Genomic DNA, 25358 nt, shown 5'->3' with positions numbered 1-25358 from the left:
ATTGTATTGATAGTTATAATAAATGCAATGGGATGCTTACTTTTGCCGCATGCGAAGAAAAAACAAGCGACAGGTATTCGAAAACGTAGAGGTTGTAGATGCCGGGGCAAAAGGAAAAACTATTGGTAAGGCACCCGACGGGAGAGTCATCTTTTTGACAAACACCGTTCCTGGTGATGTTGTAGATGTACAGACTACAAAAAAGAGAAAAGCATATTTTGAAGGGGTTGCCACCGCTTTTCACTCATACTCAGATAAACGCGTAGAACCTCAATGTGAACATTTTGGAGTTTGCGGCGGTTGCAAATGGCAAGATATGGGCTATGAGCACCAACTCTTCTACAAGCAGCAAGAAATTGAAAACAACCTAAAACGAATTGGGCACCTTGAACTACCCGAGACTTCACCTATTTTAGGTTCTGAGGAACAGTATTTCTATCGTAATAAAATGGAATTTTCATTTTCAGATAGTAGATGGATGACTTTAGAGGAAATTCAATCTGATAAAGAGATTACGGATAGAGATGCTCTAGGGTTCCATATTATGGAATGTGGGATAAGATTCTAGACATTAAAAAATGTCACTTACAGCAAGACCCTTCTAATGCTATCCGGTTGGAGACCCGTGATTTTGCCATTAAAAATGGACTTACATTTTTTAACCCTAGACATCAGCATGGAGAATTGCGCTCTCTTATGATTCGTACAGCTTCTACTGGTGAGTTAATGGTCATGATTCAGTTTCATGATGATAACCAAACCAACCGTGAGGCGATATTAAATCACCTTAAAGAAACCTTTCCTGAGATAACTTCGCTTTTATATGTTATAAACCAAAAGCAGAATGATACCATATACGACCAAGAAATTATTTGTTTCTCTGGACGAGACCATATTTTTGAAGAAATGGAAGGCTTGAAATTCAAAATCAATGCTAAATCATTTTATCAAACAAATTCAGCACAAGCTTACGAACTATATAAACTTACCCGCGAATTTGCAGATTTAAAAGGCGATGAGCTTGTCTACGACCTTTATACCGGTACAGGAACCATTGCTCAGTTTGTTGCTAAAAAAGCAAAGAAAGTAGTTGGTATTGAATCCGTACCCGAAGCTATTGAAGATGCCAAAGCAAACGCAGAGCGTAATAAAATTGATAATGTAGATTTCTTTGTTGGTGATATGCGAAATGTCTTCAACCAAGAATTTATTAATACCCATGGCACACCAGATGTTATTATTACTGATCCGCCAAGGGTTGGTATGCATAAAGATGTGGTACAACAAATTTTGAACATTGCCCCGGAAAAAGTAGTTTATGTAAGTTGTAATAGCGCTACACAGGCACGCGACTTAGAATTAATGAAAGAGGCATACAAGGTTATAAAAGTGCAACCGGTAGATATGTTCCCACAAACGCACCATGTTGAAAATATCGTACTTTTGAAAAAGCTATAGCTTTATGAACAAACTGAAAATACTTTTTGTTATCTTCTTGGGCATACTTTGTTTTTCTGCATGCGAGAAAGATGATATTTGCACGGAAGATGACACACCACAATTGGTCATTCGTTTTTATGATGCCCTCAATCCTACTGAATTTAAGGATGTGCAGAACTTAATTGTCTGGGGAGTATTACCAACAGGAGGAAAAGATACCATAGCCAATATAGCTTTGGATTCTATTGTGCTACCATTACGAGTTGATGAAACTAGTACAACATTCGCTTTTTCAAGACAGCTAAGTATTGACGATATTAATGTAGACACCCTTACCTTTAACTATGATGTAAAGGAAATCTACAAATCTAGAGCCTGTGGGTATATTGCCAATTTTGAGAACTTAACTGCTACGGTAAAACAAGATGACTCTGTTTGGGTTCAGACCATAGATGTAGATAACGCACTTATTGAAAACACAGCTTCCGCCCATGTTAAGATATTTCACTAGTCTTTTTTTCTTCTTAGTTGTTGCTGTGGGATTTTCTCAGAGCGAGCCTATTGATCTTAACAAAAAAGATACCACCGTATACAAACAACGTTATGGCTTAAGGGTTGGCGTAGATTTAAGTAGAATCGTTAATTCCTTTTTTGATGAGGACTATACGGGACTAGAATTCGTAGGTGATTATAGACTTACGCAAAATCTTTATTTAGCTGCTGAACTTGGTAACGAGAAAAAAACAATAGGTACGCCACTTGGTGCTGAAGTTGATAGTGAAGGAGGAGACTTATATACCTTTACTACATCTGGTAGCTATATTAAACTAGGTATAGATTACAATACCTATGGCAATTGGTATGGTGAGCAAAACATGATTTATATTGGTGGTCGCTATGCTTTTAGTACTTTTAGCCAAGAGCTAGATGCCTATAAAATTTTTGACAGCAGCCGCTATTGGAACCCAGATGATTTTGCTTCAGGAACCGAAGCTCTAGGAAAATATGAAGGTCGTAATAAGTCTTGGCTAGAATTTGTAGCAGGACTAAAAGCAGAGGTTTTAAGGAATATCTATATTGGTGCTAGCGCACGTCTAGGCATCTTAATAACGAACAAAAGACCTGAAGGCATTTTGGACGATCTTTTCATCCCTGGTTTTAATAGAGTTACAGACGGTAGTAGATTTGGGGTTGGCTATAATGTTTCTCTCAGCTATCTAATTCCTCTTTACAAAAAGAAAAACGAACCGAAAAAAGAAAAAGTTCAGCCAGAACCGGAGTCCAGACCCGAACCTGAAGATAGACCTAGAAGACAATAATTTTTAGATTAGAAAAAAACTACTTTCTAATCGTTGTCCTTATCCTTGTTCATATACTTGGCTTTCTTACTACCTTCGTACATTACATATTTTACCAAGCGCGATTCTAACTGGCTATTGAAAACCTTGATTTTTCGAGAAGGTCTTAGACCTACATATTTAAGCGCTTCCATATTAGATGTGATAAACCAAGCTTCCGTACCAGTATTTTTGCTTCAATGTATCTCCAATAGAAGCATAGAAATCTTCCATTTCTAAACTCAATCGCTCTCCATAAGGTGGGTTAAAAACCATATGCAGCTTACCTTCCGTAAATTTTTCAGTATCAAAAAAGTTCTTTCTTTCTACGGAAATGAATTCTGATAGGTTGGCGTTTTCCACATTATCTAATGCTTTGCGAACTGCAGAAGGTGCTTTATCGTAACCTACAATTTTATGATGAAACTCCTAACCCTGTTTAGGCATACCTCAACAATCTTATCAAAAAGCTCTTGATCAAAATCATCCCATTTCTCAAAAGCAAATTCCTTTCTATTAATGTTTGCAGGAATATTACAAGCAATCATAGCCGCTTCTGTTAACATAGTACCACTACCACACATAGGATCTATAAAATCGCATTGACCGTCCCATCCACTCAAGAGTAAAAGTCCAGCTGCCAACACTTCGTTTATAGGTGCAATATTCGTGGCGGTACGATAGCCCCTTTGGTGTAAAGAACGCCCTGAACTATCTAAAGAAACATTACAATGTTCATCATGAATATGAATGTTGATGCGTACATCAGGAAACTTTACATCTACACTAGGGCGGCTTCCATCCATATCCCTAAATTTATCTACAATAGCATCCTTTACCTTTTGTGACACATAAAGGGAGTGTGTAAAGTTATCCGAGTTTACCGTAGAATCTATAGCAAAAGTAGTATCAACCGAAAGGTACTCTGCCCAATCCATCGCATAAATCTTTTTATAAAGGTCATTCTCACTACGAACAGAAAAAGAATGAATAGGTTTAATAATCTTAATGGCAGTTCGTAAACATAGGTTGGCTTTGTACATAAAACCAGTATCTCCTTCAAAAGCGACATTTCTAACGCCTTCAACTACATTGCTACCACCTAGATTACGAATTTCCTTGGCCAACATCTCTTCGAAACCAAAGAGGGTCTTGGCAACCATTTTAAAATTTTTACTCATGTCTTATCCTAAAGTTGCCGCAAAAATACAGTATTTTAGCCGGAGAAATACGAACCCACCCGCTGCTTTCTTAAATGCCGTTCTTCCTTTCAACAACTAAAGGAGAAAATTGCTTTATTGAAAACTGAAAAAATTGGGTTTGCAGATGTAATTATCGCCATAATACTAAGACTAAGAGCCCCGATAAAAACGATTTTCCGTTAATGAATTACGCCTTACCCATTTTAGCCGTTCTACTCAGTTTTGCCTTTGTATATATTGTAAAACCCCAGAATAGAAGCAATTTTAAGCTACTTTTAGCATTTAGTGGTGCCTTTTTACTGGCGCTAACTTTGTTTGAGCTTTTTCCATCAGTTTACGAAAATGGTGACCCTAAAAAAGTAGGGTTATTTGTAATGCTGGGAATTCTATTTCAAATATTCTTAGAATTCTTTTCAAAAGGAGCGGAACACGGACATGTTCATTTAGATAGTGAAAAAGAGCTTTTTCCTTGGTTATTGTTTGCTAGCCTTTGCGTTCATTCATTTTTAGAAGGTTTCCCAATTCACCACCACGATACCATAATTTACGGTATACTCATTCATAAAGTACCCATTGCCATTATACTGAGCATCTTTCTATTAAACTCAAAAATACCTTTAAAAAAGGCGTTTTTCTTTATCACCATATTTTCATTAATGACCCCACTAGGGAGCTATATTGCTGATCATGCAGATTGGGCAGACACCTACTTTGCACCAATTAACGCATTGGTTATAGGTGTGTTCTTGCATATTTCTACGGTTATACTTTTTGAAAGTTCAGAAGGCCATACATTTAACTTGCGTAAAATAGTCGCCATTATTTTTGGCATAGCAATCGCATATTTTTTATAGTATGTTCAGTAAAGCCGAATCAAAAAAATTACGCGAAGACTTTTGGATCGCCTTTGGAAAATCATATCCTAGAAAATGGATACTGTATAACACCAAAGTGAAAGCCCTTGTTTTTAAGTTTCATTTTGACCTAAAAAAGGCAATGGTTTCCATAGATATTGAAACTGAAGACCTTGAGAGACGTATTACCCTTTGGGAGAAATTTCAATCACTACAATCTCTTCTTCAATCAGAAGAATACCTGCCAGAGGCTGTTTTTGAAGAGATTTTTTTTCTATCCAACGGAAAAGAAATATCAAGAATATACGTGACCCTAGAAAACGTTTCTATCCACAATAAGAATACTTGGCAAGAAACTATGATTTTCCTGAGTCGACAGATGGCCCAAGTAGAACTATTCTTTGAAGATTTTAGGGAAATTTTAGAATAGGATCAAACTAATTTCATCTGATGCCGGATCCCCTTCTCAAGTCCCGTTAACTGTGCCATACCTAAAGCTCTTCCTATTAACGAATACCCAGGATAAAAATCACTCTGTCGTTTTTTATCATCAAGCAATACATGCCCATGATCAGGACGTAATGGAATGGCAGCATCAGTGCGGCCATATCCTTTTCTTTTTAATTGCTCTTTTATTAAAGCTTCCATAATATCATCTATAGCCACGGAACCATTTAGGTGCTCAGCTTCATAAAACTCACCAGAAACACTCAGTTGTATATTTCTTAAGTGGATAAAATGAATACGTTCTCCGAAGTCCTCAATAATTTTCACCAAATCATTGTCAGGAGACGCTCCAAGCGACCCTGAGCAAAACGTGAAACCGTTATGGAGTGAAGGATAGCAATCACGAATAAACGCTAAGTCCTCATAGGTTGAAGTTATCCTTGGAATACCAAACACAGAAAACGGCGGGTCATCTGGATGAATGGCCATATGAATACCAAGTTTTTCGGCTTCAGGCAATATGGCTCTAAGAAAGTATACTAAATTTTCCTGAAGTTGATTTTTTGATATCTGGCTCACCAGCGCTAAATTCTGTTTAAAAACAGACATTAGAATCGGTTCTTTACTTCCCGGTATGCCTGCCAGAATAGCATTCTCCAATGCTCTTTTTTCTTGAGCGGACAAGCTTTTAAAATAAGCTTCGGCCTTTCTCAACACACTATCTTCATATACCTCAGCGGCATTGTCTCGTTTCAATATAAAGAGGTCAAAAGCAGCAATAGCAATTGGGTCATAAAGTAAACTAGATGCTCCGTTGGGCAGTTGGTAGTCCAGATTGGTGCGCGTCCAATCAATAAGCGGCATAAAATTATAGCAAATGATATTAATATTATGCTTTGCCAAGGTTTCTCAATGTTTGAATGTAGTTCTCTATATACGCATCCCTTTCTGGGAGTCCATATTTAATAGCGTTGTGAATATTAACGCTCTCCACCACGGACCATTCCATTCCATGCCGTTCTATTTCATTTTTTATTCCTGAAATGGTTTGTTCGGACCACACCTCTCCTGTGGGTATACCGTGGCAAGCCGTAACAACACCTTGAGCACCCAACTGCCTAATATCATCTAAGGTAACCCCAAAATCTGGTCCAAACCAGCGGTAGGTCTTTTTTAAGTACTCCATATTAAACTCCGGTAAAAGAATTAAAGCCACCGTCTACATCATAGACCGTTCCTGTAACAAATGAAGATGCTTCACTCATAAGGTAATGTACCATCCCGTTTAGTTCGGATGCATCGCCAAAACGGTTCATAGGGGTTTTTGCCAATATTTTTTTACTTCGCTCCGTATGCGAACCATCTTCATTGATTAAAATTTTTCTGTTTTGATTGCCAATAAAAAAGTAGGAGCTATAGCATTTACTCGAATTTTATCACTGAATTTTGTCGCCAGTTCTTCGGCCATCCACTTGGTAAATATATCAATACCGGCTTTTGCCATGGAATAGCCAAGCACCCGAGTTATAGATTGCTTTGATGCCATAGAGGAAATATTAATGATGGAACCATACCCCTGCTCCGCCATTAATTGACTTAGAACAATAGTTGGCAGTACACTACCAAAGAGATTGAGATTAACCACTTCTTTTGTATCCTCTAAGGAAATATCAAAAACGGTTTGATCGGGACGCAGTGTTGCACCTTAGCAGATTCCCTCCAGCCAAGTTAATTAAGCCATCTATTGTACCATGCGCGTTCTTTATTTGCTCTCGCAAGGAAATCAATTCCTTTTCTTCCATTACGTCTACAACATAAGAGACTGTACTATTGTTAGAAATACGGTTTAGTGCATTTCTTTTGTCATCTAACTTATCTGCCGATCTGCCAAGGAGTATTACGCTAGCACCATTTTTGACCAAGTATTCAGCAATGGAACCACCTAAAACTCCGGTCCCTCCAGATAGGGCAATTGTTTTATCTCTTAAATCAAAAAGGTCGTTCATATCTAGTTTTTCTTGGCCAGTTCATAACCTTTGGTAGTCGTATAATATTTACTAATCATATTAGGTACTTCCCAACTGGGTAGTTGACCAGCTTCCAAATACTTTAAATAATTCTCGGTTACCTGACCAAAATGGGCCTCATGTCCAATTTTAAATGAATCCGGAATATTAATTTTATAATTACCATCTTCCATTTTCTCCATTGTAGTACCTGGAAATTGAGCTGTGATCTCGCCTTCGATTGCTGTATTCAATAGTTCTTCAAAGCCATCTTGTTGTTTTGGGCTTATATATAAAGTGGGTTTATAGCCCTCTTTTTTGCCTTGTTTAATAATCAAATCACTCTTAGTGCCTCGCATGATGCTATAATGCGTATCGCCAGTGCCTTCAGGTGCTTGATAGTTCCATATTACCGATACTTTGGCATGTTTGCCATTAATTTTATAGACCATTTCACCATTACAGAACACATTTAATTTATCATCCGTTATATCCTTTTTTAAATAATCAGGATAACCATCAAGGCCCGTAACTTTCTGAAATTCGTCCGTTGTAAGTATGGTAGGCCAACGCTCGGCTGTTATCATTTCTATATTGTTGGTATCTATAATTTGTTCAGAAAAAGCCTCCCATTGCACCAAATCCACCAAATGAGTAGTAACATCAACGATGCCTTCGCCTTCCTCATTTACATCAAAAAACCAAGCCGGACGCACTAGAGGCTGGCCAGAGACATACTTAAAAAAGTGATGCACACTTTCTTTACTAATAGCAGGTTCCTCGGGCGTACCATCCACTAATTCCCCAAAAACATCGGGCAACGTTGAAAAGGTTTTTTGCATTAAGGTTGTAGACTCAAAACGCTCGGTCATGATATCATAAATCAACACCCCGTTCTTTTCCGCAACTTCAAAAGCTTGCTGTAGTTTTTTAAATCCCTCGGGGTTAATGACCAATGGCTTGTCTGCGTAAACATTAAGCCCAGCTTTTACCGCCTCAAGTACATAATCAATCTTTTTACTGTTCTTACCCGCTACGATCATCACATTACCGGGCTTATCGGTAATCATTTTTTCCAAAGGTAATCATCACCTAAATATTTCTCTACCTTCCAAGCTGTAGGAGCTTCTTCCCGAGAATTATACGAGTTTATCTTATTTAAAAAGTCCTTTACTTCTGCACCATCTGGTGCAAAAAGATAGATGGTAGAATCTACTTGAGGGTACATTTTTTTCTGAACCAATGCTGCATGAAAATGACCCGGATCTAGCGTCATCATTTTCACATTATCAGAAGTCTTTTTATCGACCATTTTATTGTCGGTTTTTTTTTCACCGCATGCTATGCAGAGTAACAAAAGTAAAAATGAAATTGTATTTTTCATGTATGGGTTGTTAGTCTTCAGCTTTCTCTCATAGTCGGAAAAAGCCCTTCAATCTATATTATAAAAGTTTAGAAGCTGTTTAAAAAGCCCGTTCATAATGAACAGGCTTTTCTTATTTTAATACTTTACAGTGTCTGTCCCGTAAGGTTTTCTTTGCTCACGACGCAACATGGCGTTTGCTTCATCGTCATTTATGAACACCTCTTTATCGTAATCCCATTCCAGTTTTCTATCAACCTGCATAGCTATATCGCTGATCAAACAGATAGCACATGCTTTATGTCCTTTTTCAATTGGTGAAATAGGTGCTTTTCTTGTCTTGATACAATCTAACCAGTTACCATGTTGGTCGTCAATTTTTTCAAGGTGAATCTCATTTTCCCCGATAACCGATTCTAAAATTTTAGGATCAGAAGCGTTTAATGCTTTACTGCTCTTTTCTTTATCTACTGGATCGGTAGCCGAAGCTTGGTAAGAACCACGGGAAACAAAAATCCATCCATCAGTACCCTCATAACGAATACCATTGGTATATCCTCCACTGGTATAAACCGTGATGCCGCTATCATACTCATGCTTCACAAAGAAATCGCCATGCACGTTCCACAATCCAGATTTTGGAAACTCTGCAAGCGCCTCAACGGAAATAGGTCCTCCTAATTCCGTATTCATACCCCAAGCCGCGGAATCATAGTGATGCTGACCCCAACCGGTAATCATACCAGCGCCATAATTACGAGAACGCAACCAGCCTTATGGTCTGCTATAATCTGCTTGAGGGTGCACACCTATTTCTGTATATGGAACTTCTGGGGTAGAACCCAACCACATATCAAAATTCAGGTTTGATGGTATAGGCATTGCAGGAGCTTCGGGTCCGGCAGGGTCACCATAAGGTAAACCAATTTTTACCGTATGGATTTTACCTATTCGCCCATTTCTTACCAGTTCTGCAGCGACCCTAAATTGTGGCATGGCACGTTGTTGTGTCCCTACCTGTAAAATAGCACCTGTTTTCTGAACAACTTCCCGCAATTGTTGTCCTTCCCTTACCGTTAAGGAAGTAGGTTTTTGAAGATAGATATCCTTTCCTGCCAAAGCAGCCTCCATTGCAGGTTGCGAATGCCAGTGATCCGGAGTACTTATAACAACTGCATCTATATCCTTGTTCAAAAGCATTTCCCTATAGTCTTCATATACTTTGGTTCTGTCATACTTGGCTTTGCCTGTTTTTTCCTAGTAAAACCCATCCACTAGAAGCTTAGCATCTGCAGCTCTTTTAGAATCAAGATCACACACTGCCAAATAATTTGCTTGATCAAAACGAATGGTATCGCGAATATCGTGGTCTCTAGCAATACGACCACAACCGATCTGACCAATATTTATCTTATTACTGGGCGCATTTTTACCCAAAACATGGGCTGGTACAATGCTAGGAAAAGCTACCATAGCGGCAGTACTTAAAGCTGTTCTGTTTATAAATTTTCTTCTCTCCATGTTGGTAATACGTATTTTATTTATTGATTAATTCTATTTGGTTTTCCTTTGCAAACGATTGCCAGTACGCTTCTGCTTCCTCAGCATTTAAAGTACCATCAAACACAACCATTCTGTAATTCAGTCCATATCTTTTATTCGGTTCTATTTTCCATTCTTCATGACGGATAGGGCAAAATTCAAAAAACATATCGCCTCTTCCTCCATTGGCATCAATAGGCCAAATACGCATAGGTTCCGGATGGTTTCTATTCTTAGGGTGACTCATGAACAGAATTCCGTTCGTGCCTTTTCCATCCGATGCTTCTCCTGATACAATACACCATTTGGCGTTGGTTCCATCTGCAGTTAAACGGTCATTACCTTCAGAAGTCAAAACCGAACAATTATCCGCCTTCCAGCGTTCGTTAAAACGAAGTCCCAATCCTCCACCGTAGCGGTACGCTTCAAATAAAATACCTTTCTCCAGAGGTGAACTGAATTCGCTTTTATAATCGAACATGTACCGATCTGGTCGACCTAAATCCCATAATTTAACTTGTACATCTTCGTTTAAAGCTACTTGAGGTTCCTTCTGAGTTTTTAAATCTATATGCTCTTGAGCTGCTGTAAAAGAAGTATACACATCCCCTGATTCTGTATTTTTAAATTCCTTAAAAAGCACTGTACCCATGCCGTCTCCTAGATTCCAAAAATCTACACGCTCACCATCTACTTGAGTATGTGTCCATGGACCCCAAAGACCATAATGATGGTAATGGTCGTTAGGTTGAATACGGGTAAGGGTATCCCCTTTTGGTGTGATAATAGGGTGAATGTATCCCGATTTTTTAAAAATGGAATCTATACCTTCCGGTGGATAGGTCATTTCATACCGATAGGAAACAACAGGTTTATTCTGAAAATTCAACTGCAAATTCCCTTCTTGTTTTTTTTCTGATAGTCCACTGTCCGATTTGTATGAGGATACTCCGTTCCTCAAGGAATAATTTAAAGGTCCATCACTATTTTTTTCAGTAACCGGAACAAACCAAATTTTATTCTCCTTTTGATTTATCTGAAAAGGTACTTCTACGTTTTCTTTTTCTATTTCTTGAAAAAGAACCATAGGCTTCTTGATATCTATTTGAGCTTCCTCAGCCTTTTTTAAATCAAAACTAACGGGTTGGGTGAAAAAAATTCCGTCACCTTTCTCTACCGTGAAGCATATTGAATTTTCAGAATTACATGACCACAGGATCGAAATAATAAGTAAAAAAACAATTGTACGCATAAACAGTATTTTAGATGGCGGAATTAAAACAAAAACAAATTAACTAACTATTATTTATCATTCTCTGGTTGAGAAACTGTGGTGAGCGGAGCAATATTTAGCTCTGCACCAGGATATCCTTCATTTTGATTGATGCGCGCTTGGGTATTAGCATTTATTGCAGTTGCAGGTACCGGCCACAAAACATGGTAAGGGCTCATCGTATATTCATCTCCATGAATAGTTTTAACCCCTTTATTATAAAAGTCGGTAACCTCCATAATACGATCGTACCAAAAATTCTTTTTAGAAAAATTATCCATACTATAAGTTTCACCATTATAAGCTGTTTGTCCGGTCATAGCAAAAATGAATGCTACGCGAGCAAGCTCTGTTTTACGAGGTTCTTCATAGTATAATTCACGAGCACGCTCATCAAGAATAACATCAATATTTACATCGGATGCCATAACATCATCAGCCTCTGCTCTTCTTCTAACCGCATTTATATCTTCTGCTGCCAAAGCTAAATTTCCTTTCCAAAAATAAGCTTCGGCACGTAATAAATGTGTTTCAGCAATACGGAAAACGTACCAATCTGAGTGCCCACCCTGTGGCTTTACATTTAATGGATCAGGAATAGAAAATTTATAATGTGGAAAATCAAACCAATTACGAATGGTATCTGAACATAAAGGCGTTCCATCTGGAAGATACAATTCTAAATTTTTACCGTAAAACGAATTACCAGCCTCTTTTAAACTTGGTGCATTGTACACGAAATCTTCCATTTGAACCCAGTTACCATCCTTAAACCTTTGATCATTATTGGCATCTTTCCAGATTTGTTCAGTACTATAAGCTGTACCTCTATTCCTACCTATTCCCCTACCATACTCAAAAACCTGATTAATTTCTGCATCCGGAGCATCTGACATTCCGTTTTGGCCATCTGGCGTGTTAATAAAACGCCACCATAAGGGTACCGCTTGCCGTTGTATACTAGTGGGAGCACGTGAACCATTATCTTCGAATTCTAAACGACTAATAGACATTAAAATACCCTCCGTATTACTATAATACTCTTATTCTGAGGCCTATGTAAATCCCATGTCACATCCTTAGTTGCATCACCAGCGGTAGCACCAAATCTATTGGTCATTAGCCTGTGTTGTCCTCCCTCTATTAATTGTGAAGATGAAGCAATAGCCGCATCAAAATCTGTTAATGCCAAATTTACCTTTGTAAGCAAGTGTAAAACTGCACCTTTGCTCACATCTCCTTTGTCTGAAACTTCAGGCACCATAGAAACAGCTGCATTCAAATCTTCTTGTATTTTCTCTAGAATGGTAATTCTACTGGTACTCACAAAATCTAACTTTGGTTCTTTAACCTCATCTAGGACAAAAGGAATATCACCAAATTGCTGCGTAAGCCTGTAATAAAAATATCCTCTTAGAAAATAGGCCTTGCCAAGTATTGTAGCGCGCTGTTCATCGCTTTCAAACTCAGCATCGTCAATTCTACCAACAACAGTATTCGTAAACTTTATTCCTTCGTAGAAAAGATTCCAGTACCATCCAATCCTATTAGTGTCTGAACTATTTAAATTAGCATCCGGAAGAATCAAAAGGTTCAAATCTTGCGCTGGACCAGACTTATCCGTTGTTCCTTCTACTGCAACCTCAGAAAATACGTTTTCTGTAATAATAGGAGCTCCATCTCCATAAAATTCAGATGCTAGTCTGGCTAATGCATTATTATTTAGACTGGCTAGCCCGTCGGGAGTGTTCAAGGCATTGCCCGGAGTAAAAAAGGATTGTGGTTCTGCGTCTAAAAATTCTTCCTCGCAAGAGGTAAATGTCAAGGCAAAAACGCAGGTTAAACCTAGTAGCGCTTTTCTATATGTATATAATTCTTTGTTCATTGTCTTGTTATTTAGAATATTAAAGGCTTATGTCTAACCCTACTGTAAAAAATCTTGGGGTTGGCAAAGTGGGGTTATTACTTCCATTTGAGTTTCTACCTTCTATATCAGTAGGTTCTGGATCATAAAAATCCCAATGTGGAGCCCACACCGCAAGGTTTCTTCCATTAGCATAAACTCGTAATTTCTGTATGCCAAATTTTTGGATAGTTTCAGTGGGAAACCGATAGGCTATGGTAACGTTATTCAACCTTATAAAAGAAGCATCTCTCCATATACCGTAACTGGCACTACCATCACTAGAAAACAATCTTGCATAATCATTGGTAGGATTATCCGGTGTCCAATATAGAGTTTGAATGGAGTTGGTTCTATCAATAAAACCATTTCTATTCTTAGCTTCATTGAACAGACGTTTCTGCCCCCAATTGGAATACATCTCAAAGGAAAAATCTATGTTTTTGAAAAATGTAAACCGGTTGGACATAGCCGCTTGAAATCTTGGTGTACGGTGTCCTATGAACTTTTTATCCTCATCTGTAAACAACCCATCATTATTCACATCGTTAAGTTTGAAATCTCCTGGAGCAAGACCAACTTCTGCTGCTGCCTCGGCCTCATCCTCTTGAAAAACACCAAGAACTTCATAGTCCCAAATTACATCAGAAGCTTCGCCTATAAACCATCGATTTGAAATATCATCAAGTTCATTTCCATTTTCATCCAAGTCACCGTACAATTCATTAATTTTACTTCTATTCAGAGAAAAGTTAAAGTTGGTTGTCCAGTTAAAATTCTGTTTATCATAATTCAGTGTAGATAGAGTAAATTCAACACCTTTATTTTCTACCTCCCCTAGATTAGTAAATACAAAAGGAAAACCAATAATATCCGGCAACCTTCTTTCCACAAGTAAATCTGTAGTTATATTTCTATACGCTTCTATAGATCCTTCTATGACACCGTCTGCCAGACTATAATCTAAACCTAAGTTAACCGCTTTGGTCGTTTCCCATTTTAGGTCAGGACTTTCTTGAGTGAAATTATTAAATGTAGGAACAGTAAAGACTTCACCGTTAGCATTTGCATTTAAGTATTTACCAGCGCGTAATTGAGATAACGAAACAAAGCGTCCTATTTCTCTATTCCCATTTTCACCATAAGTAGCTCTAAGTTTTAGAAAATTTATAAATTCTGAATTAAAGAAGCTCTCATTAGAAATAGTCCATCCCGCAGCGATTGAAGGAAAATAACCTCTCTTATTACCTGCTCCAAAAGCAGAGTAACCATCTCTTCTCATGGTCAACGTAAGAAGGTATCGCGAATCATAATTATAATTGAACCTGCTCATAAAAGCATCCCCAGTACTGGTTACATCTTCACTACTTACCGTAGGAACTGTGCCCAGCTCTAAACTGCTAAATCCAAGTGCATCATTTGGTTCAAAAGTTGTTGCATTAGCTGTAGTTTCATATGATCTAAATTTCTCGGCATATACCAAAAAAGTTAAATCGAACTGATGTTTATTTATCGTCTTGTTCCACCTTAATATATTATCCAATTGCCATTCCGAAATTCTACGATTGACCCTTGAACTTTCTCCTACAACATTTTGAGGACTTGCAGATTGCAAATGCCTATAGAACTCCCTAAACTCTAATCTATTGGTATACCCCAATTCGTAAGTAAACCCTAATGGCAATTTGACTTTGGCATAAACTCTTGAATTAAAAGTGTGCTCCAAATCTATTAAATCTGTAAACTGTTGAGATAAAAAGGCATTGGTAGCTCCTGCCCCGCTATCATCTTGAGGACTCAATCTAGGGTTACCATCATCATCAAACTCAGACCCATAAGGTGACGACCTTTCTATCTGGTTTCTGTCTGCAGCAATAAAACCTTCATCCCTTTTTGCAAATTGGGTATTCATACCTACAGTAAGCCAATCATTAATATCAGCATCTAGATTTAATCTAGAACGTAAAGTCTGAAACTTTTCGCCTTCATAGATACCTTCATTGGACGTACGCCCAACTGACCAATAATAGTTTAGTCCATTATTTCTTCCTGAAATACTAGTATTGATGTCATTTCTAATACCGGTTCTAATGATACGATCATACCAATCTATAGTTTTTCCTTCCAGATAGTTATTGATTTCAACATCTTGGAAACCAATACGATTTAACCATGCCCTAGTGGGGTCACCCGCAGAACCATCATAGGCCAACCATTCTTCTTGAGTAACTCCTTCGGGTAGATTATTGGGGTTATCATAACGACCATAGTTATCCTGTGTTAATTGTGGGTTGATACTTTTAAAGACATCTGTTCGCCAATTGGGGTACCCTTCCGGTCCATAAGGTTTTTCTTTATATGCATCTGTTGCAATCCCTACACTAGAGTTAATATTTATGGTAGGCTTATCAGTCGTACCTCTTTTTGTGGTAATTAAAATTACCCCACTTGAACCTCTTGCCCCATAAACAGCAGCCGAACTAGCATCTTTCATAACATCCAAACGGTCAATATCTGATGGAGCTATATCTGATAAATCTCCATTATATATAATACCATCCACTACAATTAAAGGGTTGGAACCAGCAGAAAGACCATTGTTTCCCCGTATCCTAATATTACTTACACCTTTAGGACCAGAAGATAAACCAATACTTAAGCCGGCTACGTTACCCCGCAAAACATCAGTAACCGAATTGGTAGATTGATCAGCCAAATCATCTGCCTCTACTTGAGAAATGGCTCCAGTTAAATCTTTTTTCTTTACAGAACCATAACCAACTAGAATGACCTCATCTAGTGTTGAAGCACTTGGCTCCATTGCCGTATCAACTATAGACTTACCCTCTAAAGGAATCTCCTGAGCTGCATAACCTATATAGCTAATAACTAGAACTGAATTTTGATTGGCTACGGATATGGAATAATTACCATCAAAATCCGTAGAGACACCATTAGTTGTCCCTTTCTCCACTACGGTTGCCCCAGGTAATGGAGCGTCATATTCATCCGTTATTGTTCCTGTTACGGTAAAATCATTTTGGGCATAAGCCGAAAAAGAAAAAATTGACACGAGCCCTACGAGAAATAACGTTCGTTTAAAGAGCTTAAAATCACTTAGTTGTTGTTTCATAAAGAGTGAGTTAAAATTGGATTTGATTATTTAGGTCGAGTTGATTGGAAACAAAACTATAAAATAATATGAATTGCGCAACCGATTGCGTAAATTAATTACATAAAAATTGATAATTACTCATTTTAAACACCCTAAACAAGACTAAATTCTTTAAAATGGACTCAAAAATATAATAAATCAGAAATTAAGCTTGTATATTTCGATTTGTTGCGTAATATTGTTGCAGTAAACTTGCACTAACCAAATGGCAAAAAAAATCACGATTTATGACCTTACGCAGAAATTAAACATCTCTCCCGCCACCGTCAGCAGAAGTTTAAACGACCATCCGGCCATCAGCCAAAAGACTAAAGACAAGGTGTTATTGGTCGCTAAAGAGACAGGCTATAGAACCAATAAATTTGCGGCTAACCTTAGTAAGCAAAAGTCCAACACCATTGGGGTAATTGTTCCAAAACTAAACTCCAACTTTATGTCCACAGTTTTATCGGGCATAGAGAAGATTGCTAATGATATTGGATACAACCTAATTATTAGTCAGTCCTTAGAATCAGAAAAAAAGAAAAGCTCAATGCAAAAACTCTTTTTGATAGTGGTGTTGATGCCTTATTGGTTTCCCTTGCATACGAAACGGAGAACTTTGACCACTTTACTACTTATACGGACAGGAAGATTCCACTCTTATTTTTTGATAGGGTGTGCGATCTACCCAATTGCCCTACTATTTCCATAGATAACCATGCAGCAGGTTTTGATGCTACACAACATCTTATTGAACAAGGATGTAAAAATATTGTACATATAAGCGGAAGTCTTAAACGTAATGTTTATTCAGATAGGTTTGACGGATACCAAAGAGCCTTATTTAAAAACGACATACCGTTCAGAAAAGAAAACCTTTATGAGAGTGACCTTAAGGTAGAGAACGTTAAAACATTTGTTGACCGAATAAAAAATTCAGAACACAAAGTAGATGGAATTTTTGTATCGAACGACACCTTTGCCGTGCACTGCATAAAAGAATTAAAAAAGGAAGGATACAGGATACCGGAAGACATAAAGATTATAGGGTTTAACAATGACCCTGTTTCTGAAGTTATCTCACCAAACTTAACTACTATAGAATATCCTGGTTATAAAATGGGCATTCTTGCCGGAGAAAGTATTATAAGCCATCTCAGCGGTTCTATTAATATTCAATCTGCGGACCAAATCCTTATAAAGCATAAATTAATTATTAGAGAATCTACCAAACTTTAAATCCAGTTATTACCCATGAAAAATACTATTACCTCCCTATTTTTATTTGTTTCCGGTTTCATTTTTGCCCAACAAATTGAAGAATTTAAAATCACGGAAGAATGGCTTGCCAAGATAGAACAGATGGCCCCGTCTGAAACTACGGTGAAAAATGTTTCCAAAAAGAAAATTTTAGTATTCTCAAAGGCCACGGGTTTTGACCACTGGACCATTCCACATAACGCAGAAATGCTGAAAATACTAGGTAAAAAATCCAATGCTTTTGAAGTCCATATAGGTTATGATATTGAGAGTTTTGATAAAAAGAACTTAAAAAAATATGATGCTGTAGTGTTCAACAATTGTAATCCTTCAGGACCAAAAAGAGATTTATTTTGGGATTTATTACAAAAAAACACAAACCTTCCCGACGAAGAGATTACTGCTTTATCCAAACAATACGAAACTAATTTGCTTGACTACGTAGCTAAAGGTGGAGGCCTGATGATACTACACGGGGCCATTACGGTTCAAAACAACTCTAAAGAGTTTAGTAAAATGACAGGTGGTAGTTTTGATTATCACCCTAAACCACAAGAAATGCATGTTAAGGAAGTAGACCCTAACCATCCTTTAGTACAAGCATTTAAAGGAAATGGACTTACACATGTAGATGAACCTTATTTTTTTAACAATGCTTACTTCGATTACAATTTTAGGCCATTGCTTTATATTGAAATAGATAAATTAGAGGGCATGCGAAAAGAGGTTGACGAAAAGATAAACTATGTTTCTTGGATTAAAAGACATGGAAAAGGCCGCGTTTTTTATAGCTCACCTTCTCATAACGCCCAGAGCCTAGATCACCCAGAGTTGCTTCAATTTTTCTTAGATGGGTTGCAATATGTAGTAGGCGATTTAAAATGTGACGACTCGCCAATAGGAAAATAGATTGGGTTGAAGTAGTTTTGCTTAAAACAGCAAATTGAAAACGAACCACATCTCTATCTTAGCATTACTCCTCTGTTTACTAATCTCATGTAAAGAGACAAAACAGAAACCTAATAGTAAAATTATAGATACTTCCGAGGCATCTTCAATAATTGAAGACACAAGCCTGTTAGACAAATGCATAAATGCACATGGTGGCATTAAAAAGTGGAAATCGTTTACCGGTATTTCTTATAATTTAGAAGAAAACGGGAAAACAGTTTATCAACTTACCAATATTAAAGACCGTAGAGCCTACCTAAAATCTGATGATTATGAGGTGGGCTTTGATGGTAAAGTAGCATGGGCAAAACCAGATGCGTCTAAAATTCCCGGGAAATCCGCTGCGTTTTATTATAATTTAGATTTTTACTTTTTAGGAGTTCCTTTTTTATTGAAAGACCCCGGAGTAGTTGCTACGGATGAAGGAGCATCCGTAATTAATGGTAAAAATTACGAAACCTTAAAAATCACTTTTGGATCAGAAGTAGGGCTTTCTCCTGAGGATGTTTATTACCTATACTTAGACCCTGAAACTTTTAGATTAGAGATACTCACCTATTCCGTTTCTTATTTTGATAAAAAGAATGCACAAATCAACTCTGCTAAAACATATTCAGAATATCAGGAAATACAGGGTCTTATGATGCCAACAAAACTGGAGAATTTTGCCTTAGATGACGGAGAACTTGGAGAAAGCACGAACCATATTCGCCGTTTTAGCGATATTCGTTTCTTGGATAAAATACCGGATGAATCCATCTTTCAAACACCTGAAGGCTCCGTAACTGAAAGTATAAATTAAAATAAAACCTATTTACTTCTTAGAATAATCTAGTAGTTCTTGTTCTGTATATTCCGCCCCGCTTTCGGGTTTTGTATTGCGCAACTCTTCTATTTTTTCTAGTTTTAATCCACGTGGCACATCTGAAAAAGCATTGGTAACATAGGAGATTATGTCGGCAATATCTTTGTTAGAAATGTCCTCATTACGAATAAGGCCTTAAGATAGCTAGATTTAAATCATACCGCTTCCCTTTAACTGTTATTGGCCCTTCAAGACCATGCAGAATAATAAGACCTAGTCTTTCTGTATTTGCAACATGCTCAGAACCCATTAATGGTGGCGCAAGCCCTTCTATGCCTTGACCATTGACCCCATGACAAGACGCACAGATTTCGTAGAACATTTTAGCTCCACTTGTTCTGGTGTCTTCAACAAATGATTTTCTGGCGAAAATAGGATTTACTTTTTCCTCTTTCCTCTTGTTCTCACTTATCACCAATGCCTCTGCAAGTAATTTGTTTGTTGGCTCTAACGCTTTACTCAACATTTCTTCTTCTCCTCGAACACCACTAACTAAGGCTTCTTTAAAAATTGGTTTCTTTGAATACTTAGCACTTAGTTTCTCCATAACTGGAAGAAAAGAATCTTCATCTATAGAAACCAAACTTCCCATAATACTGCTCAAGTAAAGGTCTACTGTTACATTATCTTTTGCCAAAAGCTCAGTTACCAAAGACGTGTTCTTTTCAGTACTCGCTTCTTTAAAATAAGGTTCAATAAGAACTAGTGCATGTGATATAAGTTCCGCATTGCCTTTTATTGCGACGTTACTTAACATCTCATAAGACAATGCGTTGAGTCCTTCTAATGTATATAATGCATGTAATGCTGATGGCTATGGGGTCTTGAGTATCAAAAACAAGTTGCTTCAATTCCTCAATCCCATTCTTTTTTTGTTTGTAAACAAGTAACTGCTGTGCACGATCACGCACCCAACCGTTCTTATCCTTGAGTAATGCAACAAGTTGCATGGAAGTTAATTTATTGAAATCGCGGACCGGCTCATTAATTTGGCCTAGTTTCCTTACCCTTAAAATTCTTCCAAAATTAATAAGTGTGTCCAGTTTATTAACTGCTACTTTCTTTTTTAAATAAGGACTTAAATACGCATGATGCCCTATCATACCCCTGTGCATATCTGTTACGTACATGCTTCCATCAGGGCCGTTATTCAAATTTACCGGTCTAAATCCTTCATCAGTTGAAGTCAAAAACTCTTTATTTTCATATGCTTGCTTAGCAATAGTTGAATCTCCTGTAAAGGTTAAAATGTTTCTCTTTATGAGATTTCCCTCTGGGATGCAAACAAATACATTTTCATCATATTCTGACGAAAACGCACCACCTCTATAAACTAAAGGTGCACATGCTGCAGTAGCCTTCACCAATATACTATCTTGATTTAAAACTCCTTTTGCGTACCCTCTATTGACAGTAGTTGCGTGCTTAGGATAGACACGTTGGTCATCCGTCAACATTCGATTTACACCAAATTCTGGAGTGAAATATTTATTTCTTACCAATACATTGGGCAATACATGGTCACCCAACAATTGCCTTGAATTATCATTGAAATAAAGTCTCCCAAAATTATCGTGACTTATTCCCCATTGCCCCCTAAAAGTTGTAGCTTCCTTTTTCCATACTCCATTTTCACGTCGATACCGGAAATTAGATTTCGCATTATAAATCCAGTTATCAATATTCATCATCAAACCATTAGGTTGATGCTCCGGGTTTCCTTCTACCGCGTAAATAGAATCTACAACTACTCTATTAACAGGCTTGTCATCTTCAATTTCGGTAAAGTAAAGAAAAGGTGGTTCTGAATACAAAAGCCCCCCGTATACATGAGCCAAAGCCCTTGGCATTATGAGACTATCAAGAAATGTTTTCGTGTGATCTACAACCCCATCATTATCCAAGTCCTCAAGAATGTCTATGCTGCCATTTGGTTTGGTTTCATCACTCCCTTGCATATCATTCATGTAACCTTTAAGCATTTGAACAACCCATATTCTACCTTGATTATCAAAATCAATGGCAACGGGTGCTTTCAAAAAGGGTTCTGATGCTACAACATCTATTTCAAAACCAGATTCTACCTCATATCCTTCTAAAGAAATGCGGGGTTCATCATAAGATGTATTACAATTAGTTAATAAAAGAAGGAGCGCGCCTAAAGAAAAAAAGGATTTCAAATACATCATTCTAAAGAAAAAATTTATCCAATAATTATATCGTTTAAATATACATTAAACAACGATCAAATACATGAGAAACCAATGAAAAGCAGCACCAGCTAAAACAAAAAGGTGCCATATGAAATGATTGAATGGTATACTTTTCCACGCATAAAAGAGGATTCCACAGGTATAAAACAGCCCCCCAAGAAGCAATAACCAGATTCCTAAAGGTGACATACTATTAAGAAGATTTTCATAATCCAATACAATCAACCATCCCATCGCTACATAAAACAATAAGGATAGAAATTCATATTTACCGGTATAAAATAATTTGAATAAAGTACCGATGAACGCAATACCCCAGATGGCATAGAAAATATTCCAACCGTTTCCATCATATAATGTGATTAGGGCTATAGGGGTGTATGTTCCTGCTATTAAAAAATAGATATTTACATGATCAACAACCCGTAATTTAATCTTTAGCCTTGGGTTAGTAGTAAGGTGATAGATTGTAGAAACCCCGAACATAGAAATTAAGGTAGCGGAATAAAGTAAAATAGAAAATGTTGAATACGATGATTTATTGCCGTCTTTAACCAACAATAAAATCATTCCTATCAAAGCCAATAATACTCCAACACCATGGGAAAGAGTATTAAATTTTTCTTCTTTTGTAAAAATTATTTTTTCGTTCATGCAAGTAAACTAACAAGCACATTCAAAAATTTGATTACTCTACAATAAGCTTTATTCTCATTGAAGCTGAATGCCCTGGAAAGGTACAAACAATCCAGTATTCTCCTGCAAATGTAGGTACATCAAAATAGATTGTTTCGTCTGTTTCTGGTTGAACAATACCAGTATGTACAAGAACCAAATCTGTATCCGGAACATAATTTAAGTCTGCGCCATCTAATCCTAAATGCAGCGCTAAATCCCCCACCTTAGTTACAGACTCTTCCCCTCTTTCTGTTACGACCAGATTATGTAGCATATCGTCATTATTACTAAAGGTAATCTCTACTTTAGATTTTCTCTTGAGCTTTAACTCAGTAATATCATATTTTAAACCTTACTTAGTACTAATCACTATTTTTTCATCAGGACCATTCACCCATGTCAACGGCATTTCATTTATCCTTTTAGGTTGTACAAGCCCATCTTTACCCGTTTTACTTTCAATTTGTTTGGATTTCAAAGTACCTCCATAACTTCATTTAATGTATAATAACCCGTATCATGCAAAAGTGATTCTCCTTTATTCGTTTTTAAATCAGCAACTTTCAATTGATGTATAAACCCGAGTTTCATACCATCAACTTTTAATCTAACAGCTAGTCCATCATCTGAAACATCTGCGCTTGTTACCACAGCTTTCTGTTGATCAACAATAGGACTTCCGTAGGTATTATGATACAGATAATTAAATGTTGTTATCTGATAGCTAGATACATCTGTACCCGCCTTTTTATCTATAGGCTTTGTAAATTCTAAAAGAAACCCATCATCTTCAGCCTTCATTGTTTTAACTTCAAATGGAACTTTACCGTTCCACTTTAATCTCTGTAGACCAAACATCTTTTTGCCGGTAGATGACCAACCTCTACTGGTCATACCAACAAACATACTGTTATCACTACCCCATAACATCCTGAGAATTCCCGAAGAAAACCCTTCTACAAAAGGAAAAACAGCTCCTTGGTAAACACCATTCACCTTCTCCATGTACACTCTCATTATCTTACTGTGACCTTGATCGCCTACAAACATTTGACCTTCAAATGGGCCAAATTTACCTTTCGTGGTATCATAAATCATATCAGATGTAGAGATTCCCAAAATTGTATGAGGCAACCAAATTGCTGGCGCCTTTAATTCAGGTACTCTCTTTGAATACTCATAAAGACTTAAAACAGATTCCTCCTCAATATCTTCTTTTTTAAGTTTTAGTGGAGATTTAGGATCACCTGACCAAACTAGCCCTTCTGGATTTCCAGCAAAATCACCTTTTTCCAAATGCGTAATTCTTCCTGAACCTACCCAGTCTCCCTGATTTTCAGAATAAAAAATATCACCAGCATCATTAATAACGTATCCAGAAGGAGAACGTAGTCCTGTTGCTATAGGAGTCATCTCCCCTTCTGGTGTAATTCTTAACATCCACCCTCTCCATTTCACCAAACTAGCTCCATGACCAATCCAAGATAAATTTAAAGTAACTAGCATATCACCATTAGCCATGAATTTTGGCCCGTAGGAATAATCATGATAATTACCTGACAATGGCCATGAATAAATAGTTTTATACACATCTGCTACACCATTATTATCCTTGTCGTCAAGTCTAGTCAACTCACCCCTTTGAGATAAGTAAAAGCTCTTATCTTTATAATTTAAACCTAACGCTTCGTGCATACCACTAGCGAATCTAGTATAGTCTGGCGAATTACCATAAGGCTTGTCAATAACCCAAACTTCCCCTCTTCTTGTTGAAACCCCTAACTTATCATCATCTGTTAATGCCAATCCACCAACTTCCAAAACTACATCATCCGGTATAGGAACATCTACGATATCATAGAATTGAGCTTCTTTTTTGGCCATGGCCGATTGTGCCGTACCAAATTGATAGCTTCCGAATAGAACTAAAAAAAATATTGTCTTATATAAAGTCTGCATGTTCTTCTATTTACCAAATGATACTATATTCAATCTTTTGCTCACCTGCTGGAATTTTCACTAATAATTCCTCTTCACCATCTGATTCCCGAATTATAGGAGATAAACTATCATCCGAAAAATCAACAAAGTAACTCTCGTCATTAACTATATACGAGCCATCTGGCAGTTTTTCTATTGCTTCTCCAGAAGCCACCTTGTGCCAAATTTCTCCTTCCTCACTAGCTAATACAGTGCGAATCAATTTACGTTCATCTGAAGATGGCACAATTTTATCTTTAATAATTTTAGACTCAATTTTTCTAATAAATATTGGAATTCCTACTTTGTCTAGCTCATAGCCCTCTGAATATTGTAAAGCCTCTTCCGATACATTCTTAGGCCATTTTGAATCAGCCGATTTCAACATTGAAAATTCCGGATTTCCATGAAAGGAAACTACAAAACCGGCTGGTTCTCCTAGTTGCCTTATACCTCGTGAATGCCACATTTGGGTAGCATCTAAAAAATCACCACTCCAAACTTCCAGTAGACAACCAGAAGCTATATCATAAGCATAGTTTATTTTTTGTGGTGTCCCTACTGATATACAATGGGTACGTTTTTCATTTCCATGCATTAAAAAACTACGTTGTGTTACTGCTAGCTCCGTCGGTTCCACCATAATTTTTCTACTTCCAACACTTTTCTTTTTCTCTATGGAACTAGCAGCATGAAGTGGTTGTTTTTCAATTCCAGGACCTTCTACAGAGAGGCTAAATCCTATTACCCAAGGATTGTGCTTGTTATAAATTAATCTAAATGGCACTACTCCTTTTGATAGAGTAACCTTGCTGACTCCCAAAGAATCAACAATAAAGTTACCATCACGGTTAACCACCGTGTCATTATCTATTATTAATAAGCCA

Annotated in this window: 27 protein-coding genes and 3 pseudogenes (1 of these 30 running past the window's edge); 9 read left to right on the top strand and 21 right to left on the bottom strand. The window is 37.3% G+C overall.

The genetic code is table 11. From position 1 onward, the window contains the following. The first annotated feature begins 49 nt into the window (after positions 1 to 49). The 3 genes and pseudogenes from rlmD (at position 50) to Q5W13_RS15455 (ending at position 2759) form a co-directional block, all read left to right on the top strand. A pseudogene (gene rlmD, locus Q5W13_RS15465) lies at positions 50 to 1458 on the top strand (23S rRNA (uracil(1939)-C(5))-methyltransferase RlmD). 4 nt (positions 1459 to 1462) lie between these two features. Then, positions 1463 to 1951, top strand: coding sequence for a DUF6452 family protein (locus tag Q5W13_RS15460; RefSeq protein ID WP_304443610.1), 489 nt, complete (start codon positions 1463 to 1465; stop codon positions 1949 to 1951). Continuing rightward, on the top strand, positions 1932 to 2759 hold the full coding sequence (locus Q5W13_RS15455) for a DUF6048 family protein (protein ID WP_155595596.1): 828 nt from the start codon (positions 1932 to 1934) through the stop codon (positions 2757 to 2759). Before Q5W13_RS15460 ends, Q5W13_RS15455 begins: the two co-directional genes overlap by 20 nt. Before the next feature lie 26 nt (positions 2760 to 2785). Here Q5W13_RS15455 and Q5W13_RS15450 read toward each other — a convergent pair. After that, a pseudogene (locus tag Q5W13_RS15450) lies at positions 2786 to 3958 on the bottom strand (THUMP domain-containing class I SAM-dependent RNA methyltransferase). A 203-nt stretch (positions 3959 to 4161) separates the two neighbouring features. Between Q5W13_RS15450 and Q5W13_RS15445 the strand changes: the two are divergent. Next, entirely contained in the window at positions 4162 to 4833 is a 672-nt protein-coding gene (locus Q5W13_RS15445) for a ZIP family metal transporter (protein ID WP_304443609.1), read from the top strand. A 1-nt stretch (position 4834) separates the two neighbouring features. Further along, on the top strand, positions 4835 to 5263 hold the full coding sequence (locus tag Q5W13_RS15440) for a DUF4268 domain-containing protein (RefSeq protein ID WP_304443608.1): 429 nt from the start codon (positions 4835 to 4837) through the stop codon (positions 5261 to 5263). 2 nt (positions 5264 to 5265) lie between these two features. Here the strand turns inward: Q5W13_RS15440 and uxuA are convergent, their stop codons facing one another. From uxuA to Q5W13_RS15370, 14 genes are all read right to left on the bottom strand, one after another. After that, on the bottom strand, positions 5266 to 6183 hold the full coding sequence (uxuA, locus tag Q5W13_RS15435) for a mannonate dehydratase (RefSeq protein WP_304443607.1): 918 nt from the start codon (positions 6181 to 6183) through the stop codon (positions 5266 to 5268). Then, positions 6170 to 6466 carry a mannonate dehydratase gene (locus Q5W13_RS15430; RefSeq protein ID WP_304443606.1) on the bottom strand — a complete coding sequence of 99 codons (297 nt, stop codon included), beginning with the start codon at positions 6464 to 6466 and terminating at the stop codon, positions 6170 to 6172. The genes uxuA and Q5W13_RS15430 overlap by 14 nt, the downstream gene beginning before the upstream one ends. 1 nt (position 6467) lies before the next feature. Beyond that, a complete protein-coding gene (locus tag Q5W13_RS15425) occupies positions 6468 to 6653 on the bottom strand; it encodes an SDR family oxidoreductase (protein ID WP_304446521.1) in 186 nt (61 codons plus the stop codon). Continuing rightward, on the bottom strand, positions 6653 to 6925 hold the full coding sequence (locus Q5W13_RS15420) for an SDR family NAD(P)-dependent oxidoreductase (RefSeq protein ID WP_304443605.1): 273 nt from the start codon (positions 6923 to 6925) through the stop codon (positions 6653 to 6655). The genes Q5W13_RS15425 and Q5W13_RS15420 overlap by 1 nt, the downstream gene beginning before the upstream one ends. A 25-nt stretch (positions 6926 to 6950) precedes the next feature. Then, complete coding sequence (locus Q5W13_RS15415; RefSeq protein WP_304443604.1) at positions 6951 to 7286, bottom strand: SDR family NAD(P)-dependent oxidoreductase; 336 nt, start codon at positions 7284 to 7286, stop codon at positions 6951 to 6953. Between the two features lie 2 nt (positions 7287 to 7288). Beyond that, positions 7289 to 8356, bottom strand: a complete 1068-nt coding sequence (locus tag Q5W13_RS15410) for a putative oxidoreductase C-terminal domain-containing protein (protein WP_304443603.1) — start codon at positions 8354 to 8356, stop codon at positions 7289 to 7291. Beyond that, complete coding sequence (locus Q5W13_RS15405; RefSeq protein WP_304443602.1) at positions 8353 to 8598, bottom strand: hypothetical protein; 246 nt, start codon at positions 8596 to 8598, stop codon at positions 8353 to 8355. The genes Q5W13_RS15410 and Q5W13_RS15405 overlap by 4 nt, the downstream gene beginning before the upstream one ends. A gap of 189 nt (positions 8599 to 8787) precedes the next feature. Beyond that, the gene (locus Q5W13_RS15400) at positions 8788 to 9417 is read right to left on the bottom strand and encodes a hypothetical protein (protein ID WP_304443601.1); all 630 of its coding nucleotides are present in this window, start codon (positions 9415 to 9417) and stop codon (positions 8788 to 8790) included. Between the two features lie 6 nt (positions 9418 to 9423). Beyond that, entirely contained in the window at positions 9424 to 9849 is a 426-nt protein-coding gene (locus Q5W13_RS15395) for a Gfo/Idh/MocA family protein (RefSeq protein ID WP_304443600.1), read from the bottom strand. 57 nt (positions 9850 to 9906) lie between these two features. Then, positions 9907 to 10170, bottom strand: a complete 264-nt coding sequence (locus Q5W13_RS15390) for a hypothetical protein (protein WP_304443599.1) — start codon at positions 10168 to 10170, stop codon at positions 9907 to 9909. A 16-nt stretch (positions 10171 to 10186) separates the two neighbouring features. Continuing rightward, positions 10187 to 11443 carry a DUF6807 domain-containing protein gene (locus Q5W13_RS15385; RefSeq protein WP_304443598.1) on the bottom strand — a complete coding sequence of 419 codons (1257 nt, stop codon included), beginning with the start codon at positions 11441 to 11443 and terminating at the stop codon, positions 10187 to 10189. A gap of 50 nt (positions 11444 to 11493) precedes the next feature. Continuing rightward, positions 11494 to 12477: a RagB/SusD family nutrient uptake outer membrane protein gene (locus tag Q5W13_RS15380; protein ID WP_304443597.1), complete on the bottom strand. Its 984-nt coding sequence runs from the start codon at positions 12475 to 12477 to the stop codon at positions 11494 to 11496. Continuing rightward, positions 12477 to 13349 carry a RagB/SusD family nutrient uptake outer membrane protein gene (locus Q5W13_RS15375; protein WP_304443596.1) on the bottom strand — a complete coding sequence of 291 codons (873 nt, stop codon included), beginning with the start codon at positions 13347 to 13349 and terminating at the stop codon, positions 12477 to 12479. Before Q5W13_RS15375 ends, Q5W13_RS15380 begins: the two co-directional genes overlap by 1 nt. 19 nt (positions 13350 to 13368) lie before the next feature. Then, positions 13369 to 16500: a SusC/RagA family TonB-linked outer membrane protein gene (locus Q5W13_RS15370; RefSeq protein ID WP_304443595.1), complete on the bottom strand. Its 3132-nt coding sequence runs from the start codon at positions 16498 to 16500 to the stop codon at positions 13369 to 13371. 247 nt (positions 16501 to 16747) lie between these two features. On the opposite strand from Q5W13_RS15370, the pseudogene Q5W13_RS15365 reads away from it, so the two are divergent. From Q5W13_RS15365 to Q5W13_RS15350, 4 genes and pseudogenes are all read left to right on the top strand, one after another. Further along, positions 16748 to 16840: pseudogene (locus Q5W13_RS15365) on the top strand (helix-turn-helix domain-containing protein); the annotation flags it as partial. A 272-nt stretch (positions 16841 to 17112) separates the two neighbouring features. Continuing rightward, entirely contained in the window at positions 17113 to 17763 is a 651-nt protein-coding gene (locus tag Q5W13_RS15360) for a LacI family DNA-binding transcriptional regulator (RefSeq protein WP_304443594.1), read from the top strand. Positions 17764 to 17778: 15 nt separating this feature from the next. Further along, complete coding sequence (locus Q5W13_RS15355; RefSeq protein WP_304443593.1) at positions 17779 to 18693, top strand: ThuA domain-containing protein; 915 nt, start codon at positions 17779 to 17781, stop codon at positions 18691 to 18693. A gap of 34 nt (positions 18694 to 18727) precedes the next feature. Further along, positions 18728 to 19537: a DUF6503 family protein gene (locus Q5W13_RS15350; RefSeq protein ID WP_304443592.1), complete on the top strand. Its 810-nt coding sequence runs from the start codon at positions 18728 to 18730 to the stop codon at positions 19535 to 19537. A gap of 184 nt (positions 19538 to 19721) precedes the next feature. Here the strand turns inward: Q5W13_RS15350 and Q5W13_RS15345 are convergent, their stop codons facing one another. The 6 genes from Q5W13_RS15345 to Q5W13_RS15320 all read right to left on the bottom strand — a co-directional run. After that, complete coding sequence (locus Q5W13_RS15345) at positions 19722 to 20357, bottom strand: c-type cytochrome (protein ID WP_304443591.1); 636 nt, start codon at positions 20355 to 20357, stop codon at positions 19722 to 19724. A gap of 1 nt (position 20358) precedes the next feature. After that, the gene (locus Q5W13_RS15340; protein WP_304443590.1) at positions 20359 to 21780 is read right to left on the bottom strand and encodes a DUF7133 domain-containing protein; all 1422 of its coding nucleotides are present in this window, start codon (positions 21778 to 21780) and stop codon (positions 20359 to 20361) included. Positions 21781 to 21834: 54 nt separating this feature from the next. Further along, complete coding sequence (gene trhA, locus Q5W13_RS15335; RefSeq protein ID WP_155595581.1) at positions 21835 to 22467, bottom strand: PAQR family membrane homeostasis protein TrhA; 633 nt, start codon at positions 22465 to 22467, stop codon at positions 21835 to 21837. Positions 22468 to 22501: 34 nt separating this feature from the next. Continuing rightward, positions 22502 to 22789, bottom strand: coding sequence for a sulfocyanin-like copper-binding protein (locus tag Q5W13_RS15330; RefSeq protein ID WP_304446520.1), 288 nt, complete (start codon positions 22787 to 22789; stop codon positions 22502 to 22504). A gap of 176 nt (positions 22790 to 22965) precedes the next feature. Beyond that, the gene (locus tag Q5W13_RS15325) at positions 22966 to 24450 is read right to left on the bottom strand and encodes a PQQ-dependent sugar dehydrogenase family protein (protein WP_304443589.1); all 1485 of its coding nucleotides are present in this window, start codon (positions 24448 to 24450) and stop codon (positions 22966 to 22968) included. 10 nt (positions 24451 to 24460) lie between these two features. Beyond that, positions 24461 to 25358, bottom strand: partial view of a PA14 domain-containing protein gene (locus Q5W13_RS15320; RefSeq protein ID WP_304443588.1) — the 3' portion only. 287 nt of this gene lie beyond the right edge of the window; the window shows 898 of its 1185 coding nt (coding positions 288–1185); the start codon falls outside the window, past its right edge; the stop codon is at positions 24461 to 24463.

Source organism: Zobellia laminariae (assembly GCF_030553095.1).
In the GTDB taxonomy this organism is placed as follows: domain Bacteria; phylum Bacteroidota; class Bacteroidia; order Flavobacteriales; family Flavobacteriaceae; genus Zobellia; species Zobellia laminariae.
The sequence above is the reverse complement of the archived record's forward strand: the minus strand, read 5'-3'. Positions and strand labels throughout refer to the sequence as shown.

Coding starts and splice junctions, on each gene's coding strand:
- Q5W13_RS15460 (WP_304443610.1), top strand. CDS start 1,463: ATGAACAAACTGAAAATACTTTTTGTTATCTTCTTGGGCATACTTTGT.
- Q5W13_RS15455 (WP_155595596.1), top strand. CDS start 1,932: ATGTTAAGATATTTCACTAGTCTTTTTTTCTTCTTAGTTGTTGCTGTG.
- Q5W13_RS15445 (WP_304443609.1), top strand. CDS start 4,162: ATGAATTACGCCTTACCCATTTTAGCCGTTCTACTCAGTTTTGCCTTT.
- Q5W13_RS15440 (WP_304443608.1), top strand. CDS start 4,835: ATGTTCAGTAAAGCCGAATCAAAAAAATTACGCGAAGACTTTTGGATC.
- Q5W13_RS15430 (WP_304443606.1), bottom strand. CDS start 6,466: ATGGAGTACTTAAAAAAGACCTACCGCTGGTTTGGACCAGATTTTGGG.
- Q5W13_RS15415 (WP_304443604.1), bottom strand. CDS start 7,286: ATGAACGACCTTTTTGATTTAAGAGATAAAACAATTGCCCTATCTGGA.
- Q5W13_RS15410 (WP_304443603.1), bottom strand. CDS start 8,356: ATGATTACCGATAAGCCCGGTAATGTGATGATCGTAGCGGGTAAGAAC.
- Q5W13_RS15405 (WP_304443602.1), bottom strand. CDS start 8,598: ATGGTCGATAAAAAGACTTCTGATAATGTGAAAATGATGACGCTAGAT.
- Q5W13_RS15395 (WP_304443600.1), bottom strand. CDS start 9,849: ATGCTTTTGAACAAGGATATAGATGCAGTTGTTATAAGTACTCCGGAT.
- Q5W13_RS15390 (WP_304443599.1), bottom strand. CDS start 10,170: ATGGAGAGAAGAAAATTTATAAACAGAACAGCTTTAAGTACTGCCGCT.
- Q5W13_RS15385 (WP_304443598.1), bottom strand. CDS start 11,443: ATGCGTACAATTGTTTTTTTACTTATTATTTCGATCCTGTGGTCATGT.
- Q5W13_RS15380 (WP_304443597.1), bottom strand. CDS start 12,477: ATGTCTATTAGTCGTTTAGAATTCGAAGATAATGGTTCACGTGCTCCC.
- Q5W13_RS15375 (WP_304443596.1), bottom strand. CDS start 13,349: ATGAACAAAGAATTATATACATATAGAAAAGCGCTACTAGGTTTAACC.
- Q5W13_RS15370 (WP_304443595.1), bottom strand. CDS start 16,500: ATGAAACAACAACTAAGTGATTTTAAGCTCTTTAAACGAACGTTATTT.
- Q5W13_RS15355 (WP_304443593.1), top strand. CDS start 17,779: ATGAAAAATACTATTACCTCCCTATTTTTATTTGTTTCCGGTTTCATT.
- Q5W13_RS15345 (WP_304443591.1), bottom strand. CDS start 20,357: ATGTTAAGTAACGTCGCAATAAAAGGCAATGCGGAACTTATATCACAT.
- trhA (WP_155595581.1), bottom strand. CDS start 22,467: ATGAACGAAAAAATAATTTTTACAAAAGAAGAAAAATTTAATACTCTT.
- Q5W13_RS15325 (WP_304443589.1), bottom strand. CDS start 24,450: ATGCAGACTTTATATAAGACAATATTTTTTTTAGTTCTATTCGGAAGC.